Source organism: Acinetobacter sp., from assembly GCF_041919735.1.
Lineage (GTDB): Bacteria > Pseudomonadota > Gammaproteobacteria > Pseudomonadales > Moraxellaceae > Acinetobacter.
Genome location: NZ_JAYRTF010000004.1, coordinates 1 through 16635, shown reverse-complemented (window position 1 = coordinate 16635; position 16635 = coordinate 1). Strand labels below are relative to the sequence as shown.

The following is a 16635-nucleotide window of genomic DNA, read 5'->3' as shown; positions in this document are numbered from 1 at the left end:
TCCTTAGAAATAATTAAATACGTTTCAACAAAAGCAAATGACGCTGCTCATCCAGGCGCGGCACATTCAGCTCGATAATATCGCAGCTGAACTGATCTTTAAACGCTTCAACTTCATCACTTGGAATCAGCCCTTTCATGGAAGCGATGATGCTTTGCTCATGCATGAATGGAATCGATGCATTGATAAAGTCGGTTAAAGATGCAAAAGCGCGGCTGGTGATGACATCAAATTTGCCCAGCTCATTAATGCTGTCTTCATTTTCGACACGTGTTTGGACAGCAATCACATTTTTTAGTTTTAGATCAGCAATAAACTGCTTCAAAAATCGGATTTTCTTGCCGTTTGAATCCAGCAAAACGCACTCGCGCTCCGGCTGGCATAAAGCAATGATCATCCCCGGCATGCCGCCGCCTGTACCTATATCCAAAAGACGGCCTTGCGGCAAATCTTTTAAAATACTTAAGCTGTCCAAAAGATGCTTCACCAGCATTTCTTTCGGATCGCGGATGGCCGTCAAATTATAGGCTTTATTCCACAGCACCAGTGCATCCTGATACTTGAGCAATAAATTCAATGCCTCATCGCTCAGGTCTAGACCCAGCGCCTGACTGCCCTGCTTAAGTTCTTTAAAAAACGTGTGCATTACAATAACGTCTCGAAAAAGTTAGATGGAAGTATACCGATTTATCCTGCCTGTCACAGCAGGATGTGTTTAGCGAATATGCACTTAAGCGTACATCCCCTCACGAATCTGGAGATCCAGTGCGCTTAATCGCTCAGGAGTGCCAACATCTACCCAAGCTGCCTGCATTTTTTCTGCCGAAATTTTTCCGTTCAGCATGGCTTCTTTGAGTAATGGCGCCAATGGACGCTTGCCCTGTTCCAGTCCATCAAACATTTTGGGATGCAGGACCGCGACACCGCTATAAGTCAGCGCTTCGCCATCATGCGCCTGATCAAAGGTATAGGCGCGCCCTTTTGCCAAGGTAAAATCACCTTTTTGATGCTGCGGCGGATTGGTCACAAATACCAAGTGCGCCAGATCATTCGACAGCTGAACATCCAGCAGCGATGCAAAATCAAAAGTCGTCCACACATCGCCATTGACTAAAATAAAAGGTTCCGCACCCAGCAGCGGCAAAGCATTAATAATGCCGCCGGCTGTTTCCAGGCCTTCTTCTTCGCGTGTCCAGCGGATATTCACCCCAAACTGCGAACCATCGCCCAATGCGCCAATCAGCACATCCGCCAGCCAAGCCGAATTGATGATGATTTCAGTGACACCAATGTCTTTTAGCTTTTCGATATGCCAAACAATCAGCGGCTTGCCGCCGACTTCAAGCAAGGGTTTCGGCTTATACAATGTTAGCGGACGCATGCGATTGCCCAATCCCGCCGCTAAAATCATCGCTTTCATTATGCTGCAACCTCATAGGCGCCATATTTGGCTTCAAATTTTGGCAATACTTTAGCTTGAATAAACTGCATAAACGGTTGTAGTTCTGCATACGGCTTGCTTTCTTCCAGCAAATACCACATCACACGCGGCAAATCCTTTAAGTAGCCTGACTTGCCGTCACGTTCAAACAGACGCACAAAAATGCCGAGAATTTTAATGTGGCGCTGAATCGCCATAAAGTCGGCATCTTTTTTGAACTGCTCAAAATCACGGCCTTCTTTGGCAGCAGCTGGCAGCAGGTCATAGAAAGTCTGGAACCAGCTATAAACACGCTCAGGATTCCACTGCACATAGGCATCACGGGTAATGGATATCAGATCGTAAGTATCTGCGCCAATCACGGCATCCTGAAAATCAATCACGCCCTGCTCTTTTTCTTCCGCCAGCACCATCAAATTGCGGCTATGGAAGTCACGGTGCACGATTACTTGCGGCTGCGCTAAAGCGGCATTGGCTAAGATGGCAAAAGTGCGCTTAATTAACGCGCTTTCATCTGCTGTCGGCTCAATCTTCAAAGATGGAAGCAGCCAATCGGTCAGCAGCGCCATTTCGGACAGCAGCTTTTCATAGGAATATTCAGGAAAATGATTCACGCCATCAATTGACTGCAATTGAATCAATTGCGCAAAACTTTGCGCATAATGACTGTCTACTGTTTCATCAGTTAACAGCGTGGAGAGTAAAACATCACCAAAATCTTCCAGCAAAAGAAAGCCTTGATCGAGGTCTTTGGCCACGATATGCGGCACGCGCACGCCGTTGGCATCAAAAAATTCGTCAATCGTCACAAAAGGCACACAATCTTCTTTTTCTGGAGGTGCATCCATGAGCATAAATGTTTTATTATTCAATTTGATTCGTGCATAACGACGGAAGCTTGCATCGCCTGCTAAAAAATGAGTTTCAAATTGATCTGAACCAAGTACAGACGCAATCCATGATTGTATCGATTGTTCACGTTGTGTATTCATTTGCGATAAATTCTAATACAGGCTGAGTTTTTAAAGTGCTAAGTGTAGCTACTTATCAACTTTTTCTCTATGATGCGACAATAATTAATTGCGATAAAGCATTCTTGGTTAATGAGACAAATGAAGCATCAGTTTAAATTTAATCCTTTAGCGACTGCGATCTTAACCCTTCTTTGCGGCAGCTCAGTATCAAGCTATGCGGCATCGCCAGTTTCTGCGCAAAATGACTCAGAACAATTAAAACAGACGGTTTCTGAAGCCTATCCTGGGCAAAATTTCTTTGAGCAATACTATGTCGACAAGTCAGCGCCAGAAGCGCAGCAGCGCGCTGGCCATAAGCTCAGTTCAGCATATTGCCAAGGCGCTTGGATTACCCCGGTTTCTCCAGATGTCAAACCTGTTCCAGCTGATCAGGCGACCTCTACGGTAACAGCAGATTACGGCCATTTCGACCCAAATGGCGACTCCATTCTTGAAGGCAATGTCATCATTGATCAGCAAGGCCGTCAAATCCGCGCAGACCAAATTAAAATTGATAAAACCCAAACGTATGCGAATGCTTCAGGCCATGTGCAAATGGCGCAGGCTGGCTTGCTGTCACAAAGTGATTCCATTAATTACAATTTAAAGACGCAGCAAGGCGACCTCAGCAACAGTCTTTATATTGCTGAACAGTCTCATGCTCACGGCAGCGCCGAAAAAATTTCACGCACCTCAGATCAGACGGTTGAACTGGAAAATGCCACTTACAGCACTTGCCCTCCTGGCGAAAAGGCCGCATGGAAAATTCAAGCCGATAAAATCAAGCTGAATCAGGAAACTGGCCGCGGTGAAACAACCGGCACCAAACTGTATGTGAAAGATGTGCCTGTCATGGCGGTTCCATACTTCAACTTCCCGATTGATGACCGCCGCACCACAGGGATTCTGACGCCAAGCTTTGGCTTCACCAATGACGGCGGCATCGAGCTGGGTGTTCCGGTTTATTTAAACCTTGCGCCAAATTATGATGCAACCATTACGCCGCGCTTCATTGGCGACCGCGGCCCAATGCTGGAAGGCGAATTCCGCTTCCTGACGGAAAACTTCGGCAAAGGCATGGTCTGGGGCGGATATCTGCCTTCAGATAAAAAATATGACAAGCAAGACCGTAAAGATTTGCATGTTTTGCACAAATGGGATCTGAATGATCAGTTCAGCACCAATTTGGATTTCAACTATGCTTCGGACAAAGACTACTTTACCGACTTAAACAATAATCCAAACTCTAAAACCGACTTAAACCTGCGCCGCGCTCTGGAACTGAATTATAAAAACGGCATTCCTGGCTTAAAAGCGCAGCTGAAAGTTGAAGACTTCCAGACGCTGGATAAAACCGTTTCTGACGAAGACCGCCCTTACGCGCGCTTGCCGCAGTTCTTGCTGAATTATAAACACGGCAACCCGCTGGGCCTGCAATACGAATTCAATCACGATATTGCATACTTCAAAAAAGACATCAGTGATTTCAGCGCCTACGCAAACAATCAAAACCGTACTTTTGAACCAAGCGGCACACGCATTTACAACGATTTCAGCGTCCGCTATAACTACCGCAATCCGTGGTCATTTGTGGTTCCGCAAGTTTCCGTGCGCAACGTCAACACATTCTTTGATACAGACACCGTGCAGTTTTATCAAAACAATGGCGCGACAAATACGGATTCCACATCTTCAAATGAAACCAAATCCATTATCGTGCCGCAGTTCACCTTGGATGCCGGCCTGATTTTTGAAAAGCAAGGCAAATACCTGCAAACCCTGACACCGCGCGCATTTTATGCTTATGCGCCTTACCGGGACCAGAACGGCCATCCAAACTTTGATTCAACAAGCGCATCCATCAGCTATGATCAACTGTTCAGCCCATACCGCTTCTATGGACATGACCGCTTAGAAGACAATAACTTCGCATCTTTAGGCTTAAGCTACAGCCTGTTTGATGAAATCGGTTTAGAGCGTTTGCGCGCCAGCGTAGGCCAAAGCTACTATTTTGAAGACCGCCGCGTCACCCTCAACAACACTGCGGATGAGTTTGACCGTGAGCGCCATACAGGCCCCGTCGTAAACCTGTCCAGCCAGCTGTCTGAACGCTTCCGTGTCAGCGCAAATGGCGCATGGATGTCAAATGGCGATAACGTACAGCGTGACGTGCAGCTGTATTACACCGGTGATCAAGGCAATCTATACAACGTCGGCTATTTTAACCGCCGCTATTTACCAAACCGCCAAGATAGCTATGACCAAGTTGTGGCCTCTTTCATTCAGCCAGTACACAACAACTGGCGCCTGGTCGGCCATGCGCAATATGACGTGGACAACAGCGTTGCCCGTGAATATCTGCTGGGCGTGAACTATGAATCATGCTGCTGGGGCGTTTCTGTATACGGACGCTCTTATTACAACGATTTAGACAACGTCAATGATGACAGCGTAAAAGCAAAACGCGCCATCATGGCCGAATTTACCCTGAAGGGCTTAGGTGGTTTCAACAATAAACTTTCTTCCTTATTAGAAACCCGTGTTTTAGGCTTTAATAATATCAATCAAAATTGGACAGAACGTTAATGAAGACACTACAGTTAAAACGCGTTTTTAAAGCGACAGCACTTGCTATTTGCCTTTCTGCATCCGTACCGACCTTTGCTGCTCAGCCTAAAGATGAAGTTGTTGCTGTTGTGGACAATAGCGTAATTCTGCGCAGTGATTTAGAGCAAAGCATTGCCGAAGTAAAACATCAGCTGGAAGCGCAAAAGAAAACTGTTCCTCCTGAACAGTATTTGCAGCAGCAGGCTTTAGAGCAGTTGATTGTCCGTCAGGCGCAGCTTGAGCAAGTCAAACGCTACAATATTAAGCCAGATGAAAAAAGCTTAAACGAAGCTGTATTGAAAGTAGCGCGAGACTCTGGTTCACCAAGCCTCGAAGCGTTCCAGCAAAAACTGGACAAAATCGCGCCGAATACGTATGCATCTTTGCGCGGCCGCATTGCTGAAGATTTAGCGATCAACCGCCTGCGTCAGCAAATTGTCACTTCGCGCATTCACATCAGCGATGCCGATGTGAAAAACTTCCTAAACTCGCCGCAAGGCCAAGCCGCAATGGGCAACCAAGCGCATGTGCTGCACGTCCGCATTTCAGGCGATGACGCTGAAGCGAAAAAAATTGCCAAAGAAGTGAAAGCTGAGCTGGCCAACAGCAACGATGTTGCCGCAATCAGCAAAAAACTCTCTACTTCAACAGTCAAAGTTGAAGGTGCAGACATGGGCTTCCGCAGCTTGTCAGATATCCCTGCTGAGCTTGCTGCTCGCGTAAGCCCGCTGCAGGAAGGTCAAACCACTGAACTGATTCCTGTACGTGACGGCATCCATGTTTTAAAACTGGTGGAACGCAAAGGCGGCGAACAAAAAGCCATTGTGCCGCAATACCAGACCCGCCATATTTTAATTCAGCCATCCGAAGTCGTCAGCCCTGAAAATGCCAAACAGATGATTGACAGCCTCTACAGCCGCTTGCAAAAGGGCGAAGACTTCACGGTATTGGCCGCAACCTATTCTAACGATCCAGGCTCTGCACGTGACGGCGGCAGCTTAGGCTGGGTTACTCCCGGCACCATGGTTCCAGAATTTGAAGAGCGCATGAAAAATACGCCTAAAGGCCAAGTCAGCGAACCATTCCAGTCGCAATTCGGCTGGCATATCCTTCAAGTTACAGATACCCGCCAGCAAGATATGACCAAAGAATATCAAGAACGCATGGCGCGCCAGCTGTTAGGCGAACGCCAGTTTGATGCTGAGCTGGACAGCTGGCTGCGTGAAATCCGCAACAATGCCTTTGTGGATATTAAAGACCCAAGCTTAGATCGTAAAAAGAATAAGTCTTAAGGTCCGCTCCAAAACAAAAAACCAGCTTAAAGGCTGGTTTTTTTATGCTTGCTTCATGGTTGCGGCCTGATTTTGCTGCGAAAACCAAGGCATAAAAAAAGCCTCTTAACAAAGAGGCTTTTTTTAACACTCAATTAACGATTATTTTCGTCATCTTGAGAATCTTCAAACTTAGTTTCACCTTCGAAACCAGTTGATTGACCGCCGAAGCCGCCTTGACCGCCGAAGCCGCCGCCTTGACCGCCGAAGCCGCCTTGACCGCCGAAGCCGCCGCCTTGACCGCCGAAGCCGCCTTGACCGCCGAAGCCGCCGCCTTGACCGCCGAAGCCGCCTTGGCCGCCGAAGCCACTGCCTTGACCGCCGAAGCCGCCTTGACCGCCGAAGCCGCCTTGGCCTTGAGCGCCGCCGAAGCCGCCTGCACCTTGTGCACCAGCTGGAGCGCCAGCAGGACGCGGATTACGCGCTGGAACAACTGTTGAAATCGCGTGCTTATAAACCATTTGGCTTACAGTATTTTTTAATAAAACCACATACTGGTCAAAAGACTCGATATGGCCTTGTAATTTAATGCCGTTCACAAGGAAAATAGATACTGGAATGCGTTCTTTACGGAGAGAATTTAAGAACGGATCTTGTAAAGTTTGACCTTTAGACATGTTATAACTCCAAAAAAAAAAATTAAAAATCAGCGCAAAAACTACCTTTATTTTTCAATTAAAAATTATAAAAAAGGCAGTAGCTAAATTTTGCTTTATCCGTGGCAGTTTCGCAAGTCTTCTTGTGCCTGCTCAATCGTAAAATATGTAGTAAATTTATGCTTTTCTTGCAAAGATCTTAACCAAGTATATTGACGTTTAGCAAGTTGTCGTGTCGCAAAGAGCGCCTTATCTTCCATTTCAGCCCTTTTTTCGCCACTTTGGTCACTATTCCTTAGAAATTCCAACGCTTGCCGGTATCCAACTGAACGCATTGAAGGCAGATTTTCATCTAAATCGTATTTTCTCATCAAGCCTTCCACTTCATTTAAAAATCCGATATCCCACATAATTTCCAACCGCTTTTCGATGCGTTTGTGCAATTCTAATCGATCAGGCATTAAAGCATAATTATGAAAATTGTACTTATATGGTAAGTTTTTAGGCTGCTCGGCCTGCAATTGCGTAATCGGCACGCCAGTCAGCTTAAACACCTCCATCGCCCGGATAATCCGCTGCTTATCACTGACTTTAAATTTCTGCCCGGCCAAAGGATCGGCGAGGCACAATTCGGCATAAACCGCCTCCCAGCCTTCTGCAGCGCCTTTAGCTTCAATCTCGGCCCGCACTGCATAATCTGCGCTTGGCAAATTAGACGACAGCCCTTCCAGCAGCGCCTTGAAATACAGCATTGTGCCGCCGACTAAAATCGGTGTTTTGCCGCGCGCATGCGTATCGTCAATCAATGCGCTGGCATCCTCCACGAATTGCGCTGCAGAGTACACTTCCAAAGGGCTGATAATATCGATCAGATGATGCGGATAGCGCGCCTGCTCCTCTTTTGTCGGCTTGGCTGTGCCGATATCCATATCTTTAAATACCAGCGCAGAATCGACGGAAATCAGCTCAAAATTGCCTTGTTCATACAGCTGGCATGCCAATGCGGTTTTCCCGCTTGCAGTAGGCCCCATTAAATTGATGACCGGCAGTTGGTTGGACATGTCGCGTTACTCTCCCCGAGCAAATAATTTATCAAGCTGCGCCAATGGAAATGCGCGCCATGTCGGGCGCCCGTGATTGCATTGGCTGGCAAACTCGGTTTGCTCCATTTGGCGGAGCAAGGCATTCATTTCTGATAGGCTGAGAATGCGGTGCGCGCGCACCGCACCATGGCAGGCCATGCCTGCTAAAATTTGATCGCGTTTTTGCAGCAAGCCTTGAGCCTGATCATTGGGATCTAAATCATTCAGCAATTCTGGGATCAGCGCATCAAAATCCGCTTTATGCAAAATGGCCGGCACTCCGCGCACAATCACCTGCTCATCGCCATACTGATCAATGTCCAGCCCCAAGCGCTCCAGCTGTTCTTTCAAATCATCAATCCGCGCTGCCTGCATGCGGCTGATCGGCACAACTTTAGGAATCAGCAGCTGCTGTGAGGTCCAGAATTCAGGCTTATCCCATGCCAATTTCATTTGCTGCAGCACAATCCGCTCATGCGCGGCATGCATATCAACAATAATCAGCCCTTCGGTATTTTGCGCCAAAATATAAATGCCATGCAGCTGCGCAATGGCAATCCCTAAAGGATGCTCATCGACTTTTTGCGCAATATGATTTTCTAAGGATTGATGCGCAAAGGCTTGGCCATCCACCGCTTCCTCTGCACTTGTTGCAGAAGCATCACGCAATGGCGCCAAATAGCTTTGCAAAGCATTATTCAGCTTTTGTGAACCGACATATTGCGATGAATAGCCGGAAGCATAGCTTGATGAGGCATGCTGCGCGGCAGCAGGCGGCACATAAGACACAGACTGCGGCTGCGCTGAGCTGAAATCACTGAGTCCATCTGAAGCAAATGAAGCGTCTGTCACGCCTGATGCAGCATGTTCTCCAGCGGGCACAGCCTGTGCAGGCTTATGCAGCTGGAACTGTTCCTGATAGCGCGGCTGCGGCTGATATGCCTCTTCTGCAGCTGCATGCTCATCCTGCTTCATTGCAGAGGACAGTTCTGCGGATGCCGTTTGAAACTGCGATAAGGTCGCTTTGGCATAATGGCGCACAAACTCATGCACTTCACGCTGATTCAAAAAGCGGATTTCATGCTTGGTAGGATGCACATTGACATCAATATTTTCTGGATCAACTTCCAAAAACAGCAGATAGCCCGCATGCTGATGGCCATGCAAAATGCCGTCATAGGCCATGCGCAGCGCATGCGAGATAGTTTTGTCTTTCACAATGCGGCCATTCACATACACATACTGCAAATCAGCCTGCGCCCGCGCGTCCGATGGATGCCCCAGCCAGCCGCTTAAACGCATGCTGACGCTGTCGGCATCGATCCAATAGGCATTTTCAGTGAAAGCACGGCCCAGCAATTGCTGCACGCGCTGAAAACGCAGCTCGCCGCTGTCTGCGACAGGCAAATTCAATTTAATGCTGCTGTTGTGTTCTAAAACGAAACGGATATCAAAATGCGTCAACGCTAAACGGCGCACAATCTCTTCGATATGGCCGAATTCGGTGCCTGGTTTTTTTAAAAATTTCCGGCGCGCAGGCACATTGAAAAATAAATCCTGCACGCGGATTTGCGTGCCTTTGGCTGCGGCGACGGCTTGAATTTCCTGATGATCAAAGGCCGTGCCATTGACTTCGACCTGATAGCCCACACCGTCCTGATCTTGGCTGCTGGTCAGGGTCAGCCGCGAAACAGCAGCAATTGACGCCAAGGCCTCACCGCGGAAGCCTAAACTGACGATGGCCTGCAAATCTTCAGCGGTTTGAATCTTGCTGGTGGCATGGCGCATGACGGCCAAAGGCAAATCTTCAGGATGAATGCCGCGGCCATTGTCGATGATTTCGATCAGCGTGCTGCCGCCTTGCTCCACGCGGACAATCAGCTCGGTGGCTCCGGCATCAATTGCATTTTCCAGCAGCTCTTTCACCACCGACGCCGGACGCTCAATCACTTCACCGGCAGCAATCTGGTTGGCTAAGGCGGGATCAAGGGTGCGGATTCGGCGTGCGCTGATATCATTCATCATACAAAACGTTTCTCTAGAGCCTGCTGCAATGATTCAGAAGATGACGTCAGAATTGCTGTACGAAGCACATTGTCTTCTGATTTTTCGATATTAATAATTAAATCTGCTGCTGGAATTTCATCTGCGCCTTTAGACGGCCATTCAAATAAAAACAGCGCATCCGGTGTTTCCAAATAATCACGGATGCCCATCAATTCCAATTCATAGGGGTCGTTTAAGCGGTACAGATCAAAGTGAAAAATGTCTTTGCCTTGAACGGTATAAGGCTCAACCAGCGTATAGGTCGGGCTTTTAACGGCACCCTGATGCCCCATGGCCTGCAGCCAGTGCCGCGTCAGCGTGGTCTTGCCTGCGCCCAAATCACCGATTAAATAAATCACGCCGGCAGTAAAATGCTTTGACAAAACTTCTGCTAGGTTTTGTGTATCTTCTTCATTATTTAAAGCCAGATTAAATGAATGCTGCATACTGCTCACGACATGTACTTAAAGAGCAAATATGATAGCATCGCAAGGCTTGAAAAGCCTATTTCTCTGCGCTGGATTGTGTATTTTTTATATGTCCGCCGCTTCAGCCCTTTGTGTAAAGTGAACCGCCGCCGATCATGAGCTCTGCCGAATTTATCCCGCCTATGCTGCAAGGCGTCAGCGCCAGCAAAGTGTTTTTAAAGCCTTCGCCGGACGCCATCCACCGCATTTATGATTATTTATGCGCGCAGTTTCCGCATATTGAAGCCGCAGAATGGCGGCAGCGTTTTCAGGATGGCTTGATTTATGATGCACACGGCCTAAAACTGCAGGCGCACAGCCCTTTTCAAGCCAACAGCCATGTCTTTTATTACCGCTTTTTAAAGCATGAAATTCATGTGCCTTTTGAGCATCAGATCCTATTTGAAAATGAGGATTTGATGGTGATTGATAAACCGCACTTTCTCACCATGAGCCCAACCGGCCAATATGTGCAGGAAACCTTGCTGGTGCGGCTGAAAAATCAAACCGGCATTGAACAGCTGACGCCGATTCACCGCTTAGACCGTGAAACGGCAGGGATTGTGCTGTTTTCCAAGCGCGCAGAAAGCCGCGGCGCCTATCAGCAAATGTTTGCCGAACGCCAAGTGCAAAAGGCTTATCACGCTATTGCGCCTTATGCGCCTGAACTTGAATTTCCGCAAACCGTGCGTTTGCGCATGGACAAAGGCGAGCCTTTTTACACCATGCAGGTCACAGCAGGCGCGCCCAACAGCGAAACCGAAATTCAGCTGCTGGCACAGCATGGTGCATGGGCCAAATACCTGTTAAAGCCGCATACCGGCAAACAGCATCAGCTGCGGGTGCATCTCAATGCGTTGGGATTGCCGATCAGAAATGATCCGTTCTACCCTCAAGTTGCGCATAAGGCGGAGGATGATTTTTCCCAGCCTTTGCAGCTGCTGGCCAAGCACATTGAATTTAAAGATCCGCTGAGTTTGCAGGCCATGCAATTCAGTTCAAAGCAGGATTTAAATCTCGAACTTACACTGTAATACGCTTGTCATTACAGAATATTTGCTTTTTATGCGTTTAATTGTTGAAATTAGATCAGTTTTGATTAGAATAAATGCGAAAAGTTAAGTAATTTAAAGCTTTCTAAAATTATGAGAAAAACCGAAGTCTACCAAATCCGTCTTGATTCCCAAGAAAAAAAACAGGCCTTTGCTGTATTTAAGCAATTAGGGATTACACCTGCACAGGCTGTTCGGCTTTTTTTCAAGCAAGTGGTGCTGACCAAATCCATCCCCTTCTCTATTGAAAATCAAAACATTAATTTAGAGCAGCTGATTCGCCTGCGCAAATTAAAACAGCAGGATGCCAAAGCCATTCAGCCGGATTTAATCGGCGCTGAAGAACTGGCCAATATGTCTGAAAATGATCTGGTGATTGACGATGAACACATCGACTTGTTTGAAGAGCTGAATGCGATTTTGGGTGAAAGTGACAAAACTTAACACTGTCGCATTTACAAACAATTTAAAAATCATCCACTTTCGAAATTTCGCTATGCTTCATGTAAAGACATAAAAAATGCATGGAGTTCATAATGATTGTAAGACGCGCAGCAGAACAGGATCTGAACCAGCTCGCCGTACTTTTTGATGAATACCGTCAATTCTATGGCGCATCGTCCAATCCGGATTTATCTTACCGGTTTTTAAAACAGCGTTTTGACAATCAGCAAAGTGTCTTTTTCATTCATATTAAAGATGATGTCTTTACCGGTTTTGTCGTGCTGTATTTAGGCTTCTCTTCGGTCGCCTGTTCGACTTACTATATTTTAGATGATGTCTATGTCACGCCGGTTTACCGCCGCCAAGGCTCTGCCAAACAGCTGATTGATACCGCAATACTCTTTGCCCGTCATGAAAATGCGCTGCGCATTACGCTGGATACGCAAAAAAATAATTATCAGTCGCACCAGCTGTACGAAAAGATGGGCTTTGTGAAAGATGATGAATTTCAAACCTATCACTATTTCTTAAAATAGTTTTGAACAGCTGCCATCTTTTATAAAACTGCTAGTTAAACCCAAAATGACCGGTTTTTGCACGGAAGCCCTGATAAAGAATTTCATCCAGCCATCATTACTGGTCATCAAAAATCGCTGACCATAAAATCACAAACGATCAGAACAGCAGTCTTTTGATCTATCTTAGGCCTTATTCTCTGATTTTTGCCTGCTCAATCTGTTCAGCGGATAGATACACCCACTCGCCTTCCTGCAGATCATTCAGATCGGTTAAGTTCAGCTGGCCGATTTGCGCGCGGTGCAGCTGCTCCACTTTATTGCCAACCGCAGCCAGCATGCGTTTCACTTGATGATACACCCCTTGATGCACGGTCATTTGCAATTGATGCTCTGCCAAACGCTGCACATCCGTCGCGGCAAAAATACCGCTCTCATTGCGCAGCTCTACGCCCTGTTCCAGCTTTTCAGCTTGTTCTGGCGTTACCGGATCGGCGGTATGCATTTGATACACTTTGGCGACGTGCTTTTTGGGATGCGTCAGCGCCTGCAGAAATTGACCATCATCCGTCAGCAGCAGCAAGCCGGTCGTATCTTGATCTAAACGGCCCACGCACTGCAGTCCGCGGTTCATCAATACCTCATCAAAAAGCTCAAACACGCTGAAATGATGCGTCGCCTGATGCGAGCACTCATAGCCTTGCGGCTTATTCAGCGCAATATAGACTTTTTCACGGTAAAGATAATCTTCACCATAAACGCGGAATTCCAGCCCGTGCAGATCTGCTTTGTATTTTAAGTTATCAATGATTTCGCCATTGATTTGCACTGCGCCATTTTTAATCAGCTGCTGGCAGTACTTGCGTGAACCAAAGCCTTGCGATTGCAGCATTTTTTCCAACAACATTTCAGCACATCTCAAATTAATTACGAAAACCATGCGTATTCTAAAGGATGGCGCTGTGAAACCCAATCTTAAAGCGCTTAAATTGCTGCACCGCACAGCATCAGGTTTCCATCCCGCAGGCTGATTGGCATGCATGGCCCCTTTATGTACATAGAGCCCATGCGCCCGCAGACCGTGGAAAATTCAGCTATACTTGATCAAAAGATGCAAAGCCTTAATTTTTCTGATGACTCTCTCCAGCCTAGATTTAAATCTGATAGTTTTACTTATTTTATTGGCCTGCGGCGTATTCAGCCACAATACTGCTGTCACCATTGCGGCGGGAGTTTTGATTGTTTTCAGGATTACGCCGTTAAGTGAGTTTTTCCCATTTTTGCAGCAGCATGGCTTAAATATTGGGATCATTATTTTAACCATTGGTGTGCTGACGCCGATTGCCAGCGGCAAAATTCCGGGTGAAGCGATTTTAAAATCATTTATGAGCTGGAAATCGTTGCTGGCTATTGCCATTGGCCTGCTTGTGGCTTGGCTGGGCGGCCGCGGCGTCAAATTGATGTCGAATCAGCCGGATATTGTCGCTGGACTGCTGATTGGCACAGTCGCTGGTGTAGCCGTGCTGCGCGGCGTGCCTGTGGGGCCTTTAATTGCGGCGGGGATTTTGTCGCTATTGATTGGAATTGGACAATAGCATCATCATCCTATTTAACGGCTTAACTGCGTCTTTCCATTGCAGCTCCTGAAAATAATTTCGCACTGAGTATGATGCCTGCTGCTGATAAAACAGCCATGGTAATCCCCGCTGCTGACCAGCTGCCGGAGGCAGTAACCAGCCATGCGATGCACGGCGGTATGACAAATTGTGAAATTGCAGAAATTTGTAAAATTAAGCCGATAGTCGTGCTGATAGCGGCTGGATTTGGCGCAGCATAAAAGGCCTGAGCAAAAACGTTGGCAGCAACCAATCCGCCCCATAAGGAAAAATTAAATACCAAGGCAAATTGCGCAATGAACGGCAAATGCGCTTTAAACATATAAAAACTCAGCGCGCAGAAGAGCAGCACAGCAAAACCTGTTTGGACTAAAGTTTTAGCTTTAAAACCGCGCTGCAGCAGCAGTCCGCAGGCGAAAGTGCCGAAAGCATTAGCAATAGAAACACTGGCGGTAAAGATGCCTGCCATGGTCGGCGCAATATGGCTTTGCTCGTAAATACTCGGTAAAAAGCCCACCAATGCAAACCACTGCCCTGCATAGGTGCCAAAAATAAGCGCCAGCAGCCAAGCAGGCGCATGCGATAAAGTCATTGCTATCAGTGATTTAACCTGTACAGGCTGCATCGATTTTTTGGGCTGCGGAACCGCCAGCAAAATGGCAATAAAGAAAGCTGCTGTGACAGATGCAAAAGTCATCCATACCGTTTGCCAATTAAAATGCTGCATGATCATGGGAGCGGTTAATAATGCCAGCCCCATTCCACCGCCCATATAGGCCGTCCAAAGCCCCATTTTGGCGGAAAGGTTTTCGGCCGGAACCAGCTGCCGGATCAGTGCTGGCGCGCTGAGCGTGACCAATAAAAATCCAAAACCCTCAAGTACACGCATGCTGAACAGTATTGTTAGGCTATGCTGATATGCAGCCCATGTACTTGCGAATGTTAATAGCATCAAACCAATCAGGATGCATTTTTTTAATCCGATTTTTTCGACATAACTGCCCAGCAGCATGGCGAAACACATGCCTGCGCCTTGCACCAATGACAGCAGCAAGCCCGACTGGACAAAGGAAATGCCTAATTCTGCCTGCAGTACAGGTATAGCCGCTGGCAATTTTCCGATATGCATCGCAGCGGCGAAGCCTGCCCCAATAATCCATAAATCTTTTGACATCCATTGTGCTTTGGGCATGACAAATTCATATCTTAAATAAATAACAACCCAAAGCTTAGCAATTATTACTTGAATTATTTAGAAATATTTCCAATAAGATGAAATTTATTTTGTCTTAAAACTATTGATTGGTTTTAGGCAGATAAGCTGGTTCACATTCTTTTTATTTAGAAAATAGATGTTTTAGGCTGCCTGTATGGCGGTGGACAACCATGTAACCGACATTCAAAACCATATTGCTTTCTAAGCTGCCTACATGGCAGTGAACAAAACGCCGGGCATATTTAAACCAATGATATTTTTCTAAGCTGCCTACATGGCAGTGAACGTTGATGTAAACATTAATGATTATCTGCATTTTTTCTAAGCTGCCTACATGGCAGTGAACTGTCAAACGCTATCCATGGAAAAAAATCGCTATTTTCTAAGCTGCCTACATGGCAGTGAACGAAAATAATTGTTTTGTGAATCCGGTGAATGCTTTCTAAGCAGCCTACATGGCAGTGAACACATTGAGCGTGTGACAAAAGGATTTTTAACATTTCTAAGCTGCCTACATGGCAGTGAACTTTCAGTCTTTGATCCTGACGTCAGCATCATTTTTCTAAGCTGCCTACATGGCAGTGAACTTTCTTTTAAAACAAGACGTATTTCGCCGGATTTTCTAAGCTGCCTACATGGCAGTGAACATCTAACATAGCTTTTTGTTTTCTTCCCTGCTTTTCTAAGCTGCCTACATGGCAGTGAACAAATTCCTGAAAGCTCAATCGTATGTTCGACCTTTCTAAGCTGCCTACATGGCAGTGAACAATTTGGTAAAGCTTCTTTGCCAAGCATGGTTTTTCTAAGCTGCCTACATGGCAGTGAACTAGTGGGCGATTTGGCGGCTTTGGTGGGGGTATTTCTAAGCTGCCTACATGGCAGTGAACGAAGTCACTGCAAAACCGCGTGATGACGATATTTTCTAAGCTGCCTACATGGCAGTGAACTTGGCAATAATGTCATTGTTCAAGAGCTAGAATTTCTAAGCTGCCTACATGGCAGTGAACAAGCAAACTCATAGCAGGTGTATCCTGGCTGATTTTCTAAGCTGCCTACATGGCAGTGAACGACAAAACGGAATACTGAATAGCCACCAAAATTCTAGACACACATAACCATCTTTTGATGGGCCTTTTCATAATCTAATGGAGAACGCTGACCATTGAAACCATGTCTGCGTTTTGAATTGTAGAACATCTCAATATATTC

At 46.6% G+C, this 16635-nt stretch carries 15 protein-coding genes and 1 CRISPR repeat array; of the genes, 6 read left to right on the top strand and 9 right to left on the bottom strand.

Annotated elements, in window-relative coordinates; all coding sequences use genetic code 11:
- Window positions 1-13: 13 nt before the first annotated feature.
- The 3 genes from rsmG to ACE3T3_RS03250 form a co-directional block, all read right to left on the bottom strand.
- The gene (gene rsmG, locus ACE3T3_RS03260; RefSeq protein WP_374664022.1) at window positions 14-646 is read right to left on the bottom strand and encodes a 16S rRNA (guanine(527)-N(7))-methyltransferase RsmG; all 633 of its coding nucleotides are present in this window, start codon (window positions 644-646) and stop codon (window positions 14-16) included.
- 84 nt (window positions 647-730) lie between these two features.
- Complete coding sequence (gene murU, locus ACE3T3_RS03255; protein WP_374664020.1) at window positions 731-1420, bottom strand: N-acetylmuramate alpha-1-phosphate uridylyltransferase MurU; 690 nt, start codon at window positions 1418-1420, stop codon at window positions 731-733.
- Entirely contained in the window at window positions 1420-2433 is a 1014-nt protein-coding gene (locus ACE3T3_RS03250; protein WP_374664018.1) for an aminoglycoside phosphotransferase family protein, read from the bottom strand. The genes murU and ACE3T3_RS03250 overlap by 1 nt, the downstream gene beginning before the upstream one ends.
- Window positions 2434-2553: 120 nt before the next feature.
- On the opposite strand from ACE3T3_RS03250, the gene ACE3T3_RS03245 reads away from it, so the two are divergent.
- A complete protein-coding gene (locus ACE3T3_RS03245) occupies window positions 2554-5040 on the top strand; it encodes an LPS-assembly protein LptD (RefSeq protein WP_374664016.1) in 2487 nt (828 codons plus the stop codon).
- Complete coding sequence (locus tag ACE3T3_RS03240; RefSeq protein WP_374664014.1) at window positions 5040-6353, top strand: peptidylprolyl isomerase; 1314 nt, start codon at window positions 5040-5042, stop codon at window positions 6351-6353. Before ACE3T3_RS03245 ends, ACE3T3_RS03240 begins: the two co-directional genes overlap by 1 nt.
- 134 nt (window positions 6354-6487) lie before the next feature.
- Here ACE3T3_RS03240 and hfq read toward each other — a convergent pair whose 3' ends face one another.
- From hfq to tsaE, 4 genes are all read right to left on the bottom strand, one after another.
- A complete protein-coding gene (gene hfq / locus ACE3T3_RS03235; RefSeq protein ID WP_374664012.1) occupies window positions 6488-7009 on the bottom strand; it encodes an RNA chaperone Hfq in 522 nt (173 codons plus the stop codon).
- Between the two features lie 95 nt (window positions 7010-7104).
- Window positions 7105-8049 carry a tRNA (adenosine(37)-N6)-dimethylallyltransferase MiaA gene (gene miaA / locus ACE3T3_RS03230; protein ID WP_374664010.1) on the bottom strand — a complete coding sequence of 315 codons (945 nt, stop codon included), beginning with the start codon at window positions 8047-8049 and terminating at the stop codon, window positions 7105-7107.
- Window positions 8050-8055: 6 nt separating this feature from the next.
- Window positions 8056-10095 (bottom strand): DNA mismatch repair endonuclease MutL, encoded by a 2040-nt coding sequence (mutL, locus tag ACE3T3_RS03225; RefSeq protein WP_374664008.1) that lies wholly within the window; start codon window positions 10093-10095, stop codon window positions 8056-8058.
- On the bottom strand, window positions 10092-10562 hold the full coding sequence (tsaE, locus tag ACE3T3_RS03220) for a tRNA (adenosine(37)-N6)-threonylcarbamoyltransferase complex ATPase subunit type 1 TsaE (protein ID WP_374664006.1): 471 nt from the start codon (window positions 10560-10562) through the stop codon (window positions 10092-10094). Before tsaE ends, mutL begins: the two co-directional genes overlap by 4 nt.
- Window positions 10563-10699: 137 nt before the next feature.
- Between tsaE and ACE3T3_RS03215 the strand changes: the two genes are divergently transcribed.
- The 3 genes from ACE3T3_RS03215 to ACE3T3_RS03205 all read left to right on the top strand — a co-directional run bounded on the left by ACE3T3_RS03215 (window position 10700) and on the right by ACE3T3_RS03205 (window position 12615).
- On the top strand, window positions 10700-11617 hold the full coding sequence (locus ACE3T3_RS03215) for a pseudouridine synthase (protein ID WP_374664004.1): 918 nt from the start codon (window positions 10700-10702) through the stop codon (window positions 11615-11617).
- 111 nt (window positions 11618-11728) lie between these two features.
- Entirely contained in the window at window positions 11729-12079 is a 351-nt protein-coding gene (locus ACE3T3_RS03210) for a type II toxin-antitoxin system RelB/DinJ family antitoxin (RefSeq protein ID WP_374664002.1), read from the top strand.
- A 92-nt stretch (window positions 12080-12171) separates the two neighbouring features.
- The gene (locus ACE3T3_RS03205) at window positions 12172-12615 is read left to right on the top strand and encodes a GNAT family N-acetyltransferase (RefSeq protein WP_374664000.1); all 444 of its coding nucleotides are present in this window, start codon (window positions 12172-12174) and stop codon (window positions 12613-12615) included.
- 172 nt (window positions 12616-12787) lie between these two features.
- Here ACE3T3_RS03205 and ACE3T3_RS03200 read toward each other — a convergent pair whose 3' ends face one another.
- On the bottom strand, window positions 12788-13501 hold the full coding sequence (locus ACE3T3_RS03200) for a pseudouridine synthase (protein ID WP_374663998.1): 714 nt from the start codon (window positions 13499-13501) through the stop codon (window positions 12788-12790).
- A gap of 226 nt (window positions 13502-13727) precedes the next feature.
- On the opposite strand from ACE3T3_RS03200, the gene ACE3T3_RS03195 reads away from it, so the two are divergent.
- Window positions 13728-14189, top strand: a complete 462-nt coding sequence (locus ACE3T3_RS03195) for a DUF441 domain-containing protein (RefSeq protein WP_374663996.1) — start codon at window positions 13728-13730, stop codon at window positions 14187-14189.
- Window positions 14190-14211: 22 nt separating this feature from the next.
- On the opposite strand, the gene ACE3T3_RS03190 is transcribed toward ACE3T3_RS03195, so the two are convergent.
- A complete protein-coding gene (locus ACE3T3_RS03190; RefSeq protein WP_374663994.1) occupies window positions 14212-15402 on the bottom strand; it encodes a CynX/NimT family MFS transporter in 1191 nt (396 codons plus the stop codon).
- Between the two features lie 162 nt (window positions 15403-15564).
- Window positions 15565-16494: a CRISPR direct-repeat array (repeat unit 28 nt; unit sequence TTTCTAAGCTGCCTACATGGCAGTGAAC).
- Window positions 16495-16635: the final 141 nt, after the last annotated feature.

Bases quoted from the DNA above. Each gene is read 5' to 3' on its own strand.
- miaA (WP_374664010.1), bottom strand. From the start codon at position 8,049: ATGTCCAACCAACTGCCGGTCATCAATTTAATGGGGCCTACTGCAAGC.
- tsaE (WP_374664006.1), bottom strand. From the start codon at position 10,562: ATGCAGCATTCATTTAATCTGGCTTTAAATAATGAAGAAGATACACAA.
- murU (WP_374664020.1), bottom strand. From the start codon at position 1,420: ATGAAAGCGATGATTTTAGCGGCGGGATTGGGCAATCGCATGCGTCCG.
- hfq (WP_374664012.1), bottom strand. From the start codon at position 7,009: ATGTCTAAAGGTCAAACTTTACAAGATCCGTTCTTAAATTCTCTCCGT.
- ACE3T3_RS03195 (WP_374663996.1), top strand. From the start codon at position 13,728: ATGACTCTCTCCAGCCTAGATTTAAATCTGATAGTTTTACTTATTTTA.
- mutL (WP_374664008.1), bottom strand. From the start codon at position 10,095: ATGATGAATGATATCAGCGCACGCCGAATCCGCACCCTTGATCCCGCC.
- ACE3T3_RS03240 (WP_374664014.1), top strand. From the start codon at position 5,040: ATGAAGACACTACAGTTAAAACGCGTTTTTAAAGCGACAGCACTTGCT.
- ACE3T3_RS03245 (WP_374664016.1), top strand. From the start codon at position 2,554: ATGAAGCATCAGTTTAAATTTAATCCTTTAGCGACTGCGATCTTAACC.
- ACE3T3_RS03210 (WP_374664002.1), top strand. From the start codon at position 11,729: ATGAGAAAAACCGAAGTCTACCAAATCCGTCTTGATTCCCAAGAAAAA.
- ACE3T3_RS03250 (WP_374664018.1), bottom strand. From the start codon at position 2,433: ATGAATACACAACGTGAACAATCGATACAATCATGGATTGCGTCTGTA.
- ACE3T3_RS03215 (WP_374664004.1), top strand. From the start codon at position 10,700: ATGAGCTCTGCCGAATTTATCCCGCCTATGCTGCAAGGCGTCAGCGCC.
- ACE3T3_RS03190 (WP_374663994.1), bottom strand. From the start codon at position 15,402: ATGCCCAAAGCACAATGGATGTCAAAAGATTTATGGATTATTGGGGCA.
- rsmG (WP_374664022.1), bottom strand. From the start codon at position 646: ATGCACACGTTTTTTAAAGAACTTAAGCAGGGCAGTCAGGCGCTGGGT.
- ACE3T3_RS03205 (WP_374664000.1), top strand. From the start codon at position 12,172: ATGATTGTAAGACGCGCAGCAGAACAGGATCTGAACCAGCTCGCCGTA.
- ACE3T3_RS03200 (WP_374663998.1), bottom strand. From the start codon at position 13,501: ATGTTGTTGGAAAAAATGCTGCAATCGCAAGGCTTTGGTTCACGCAAG.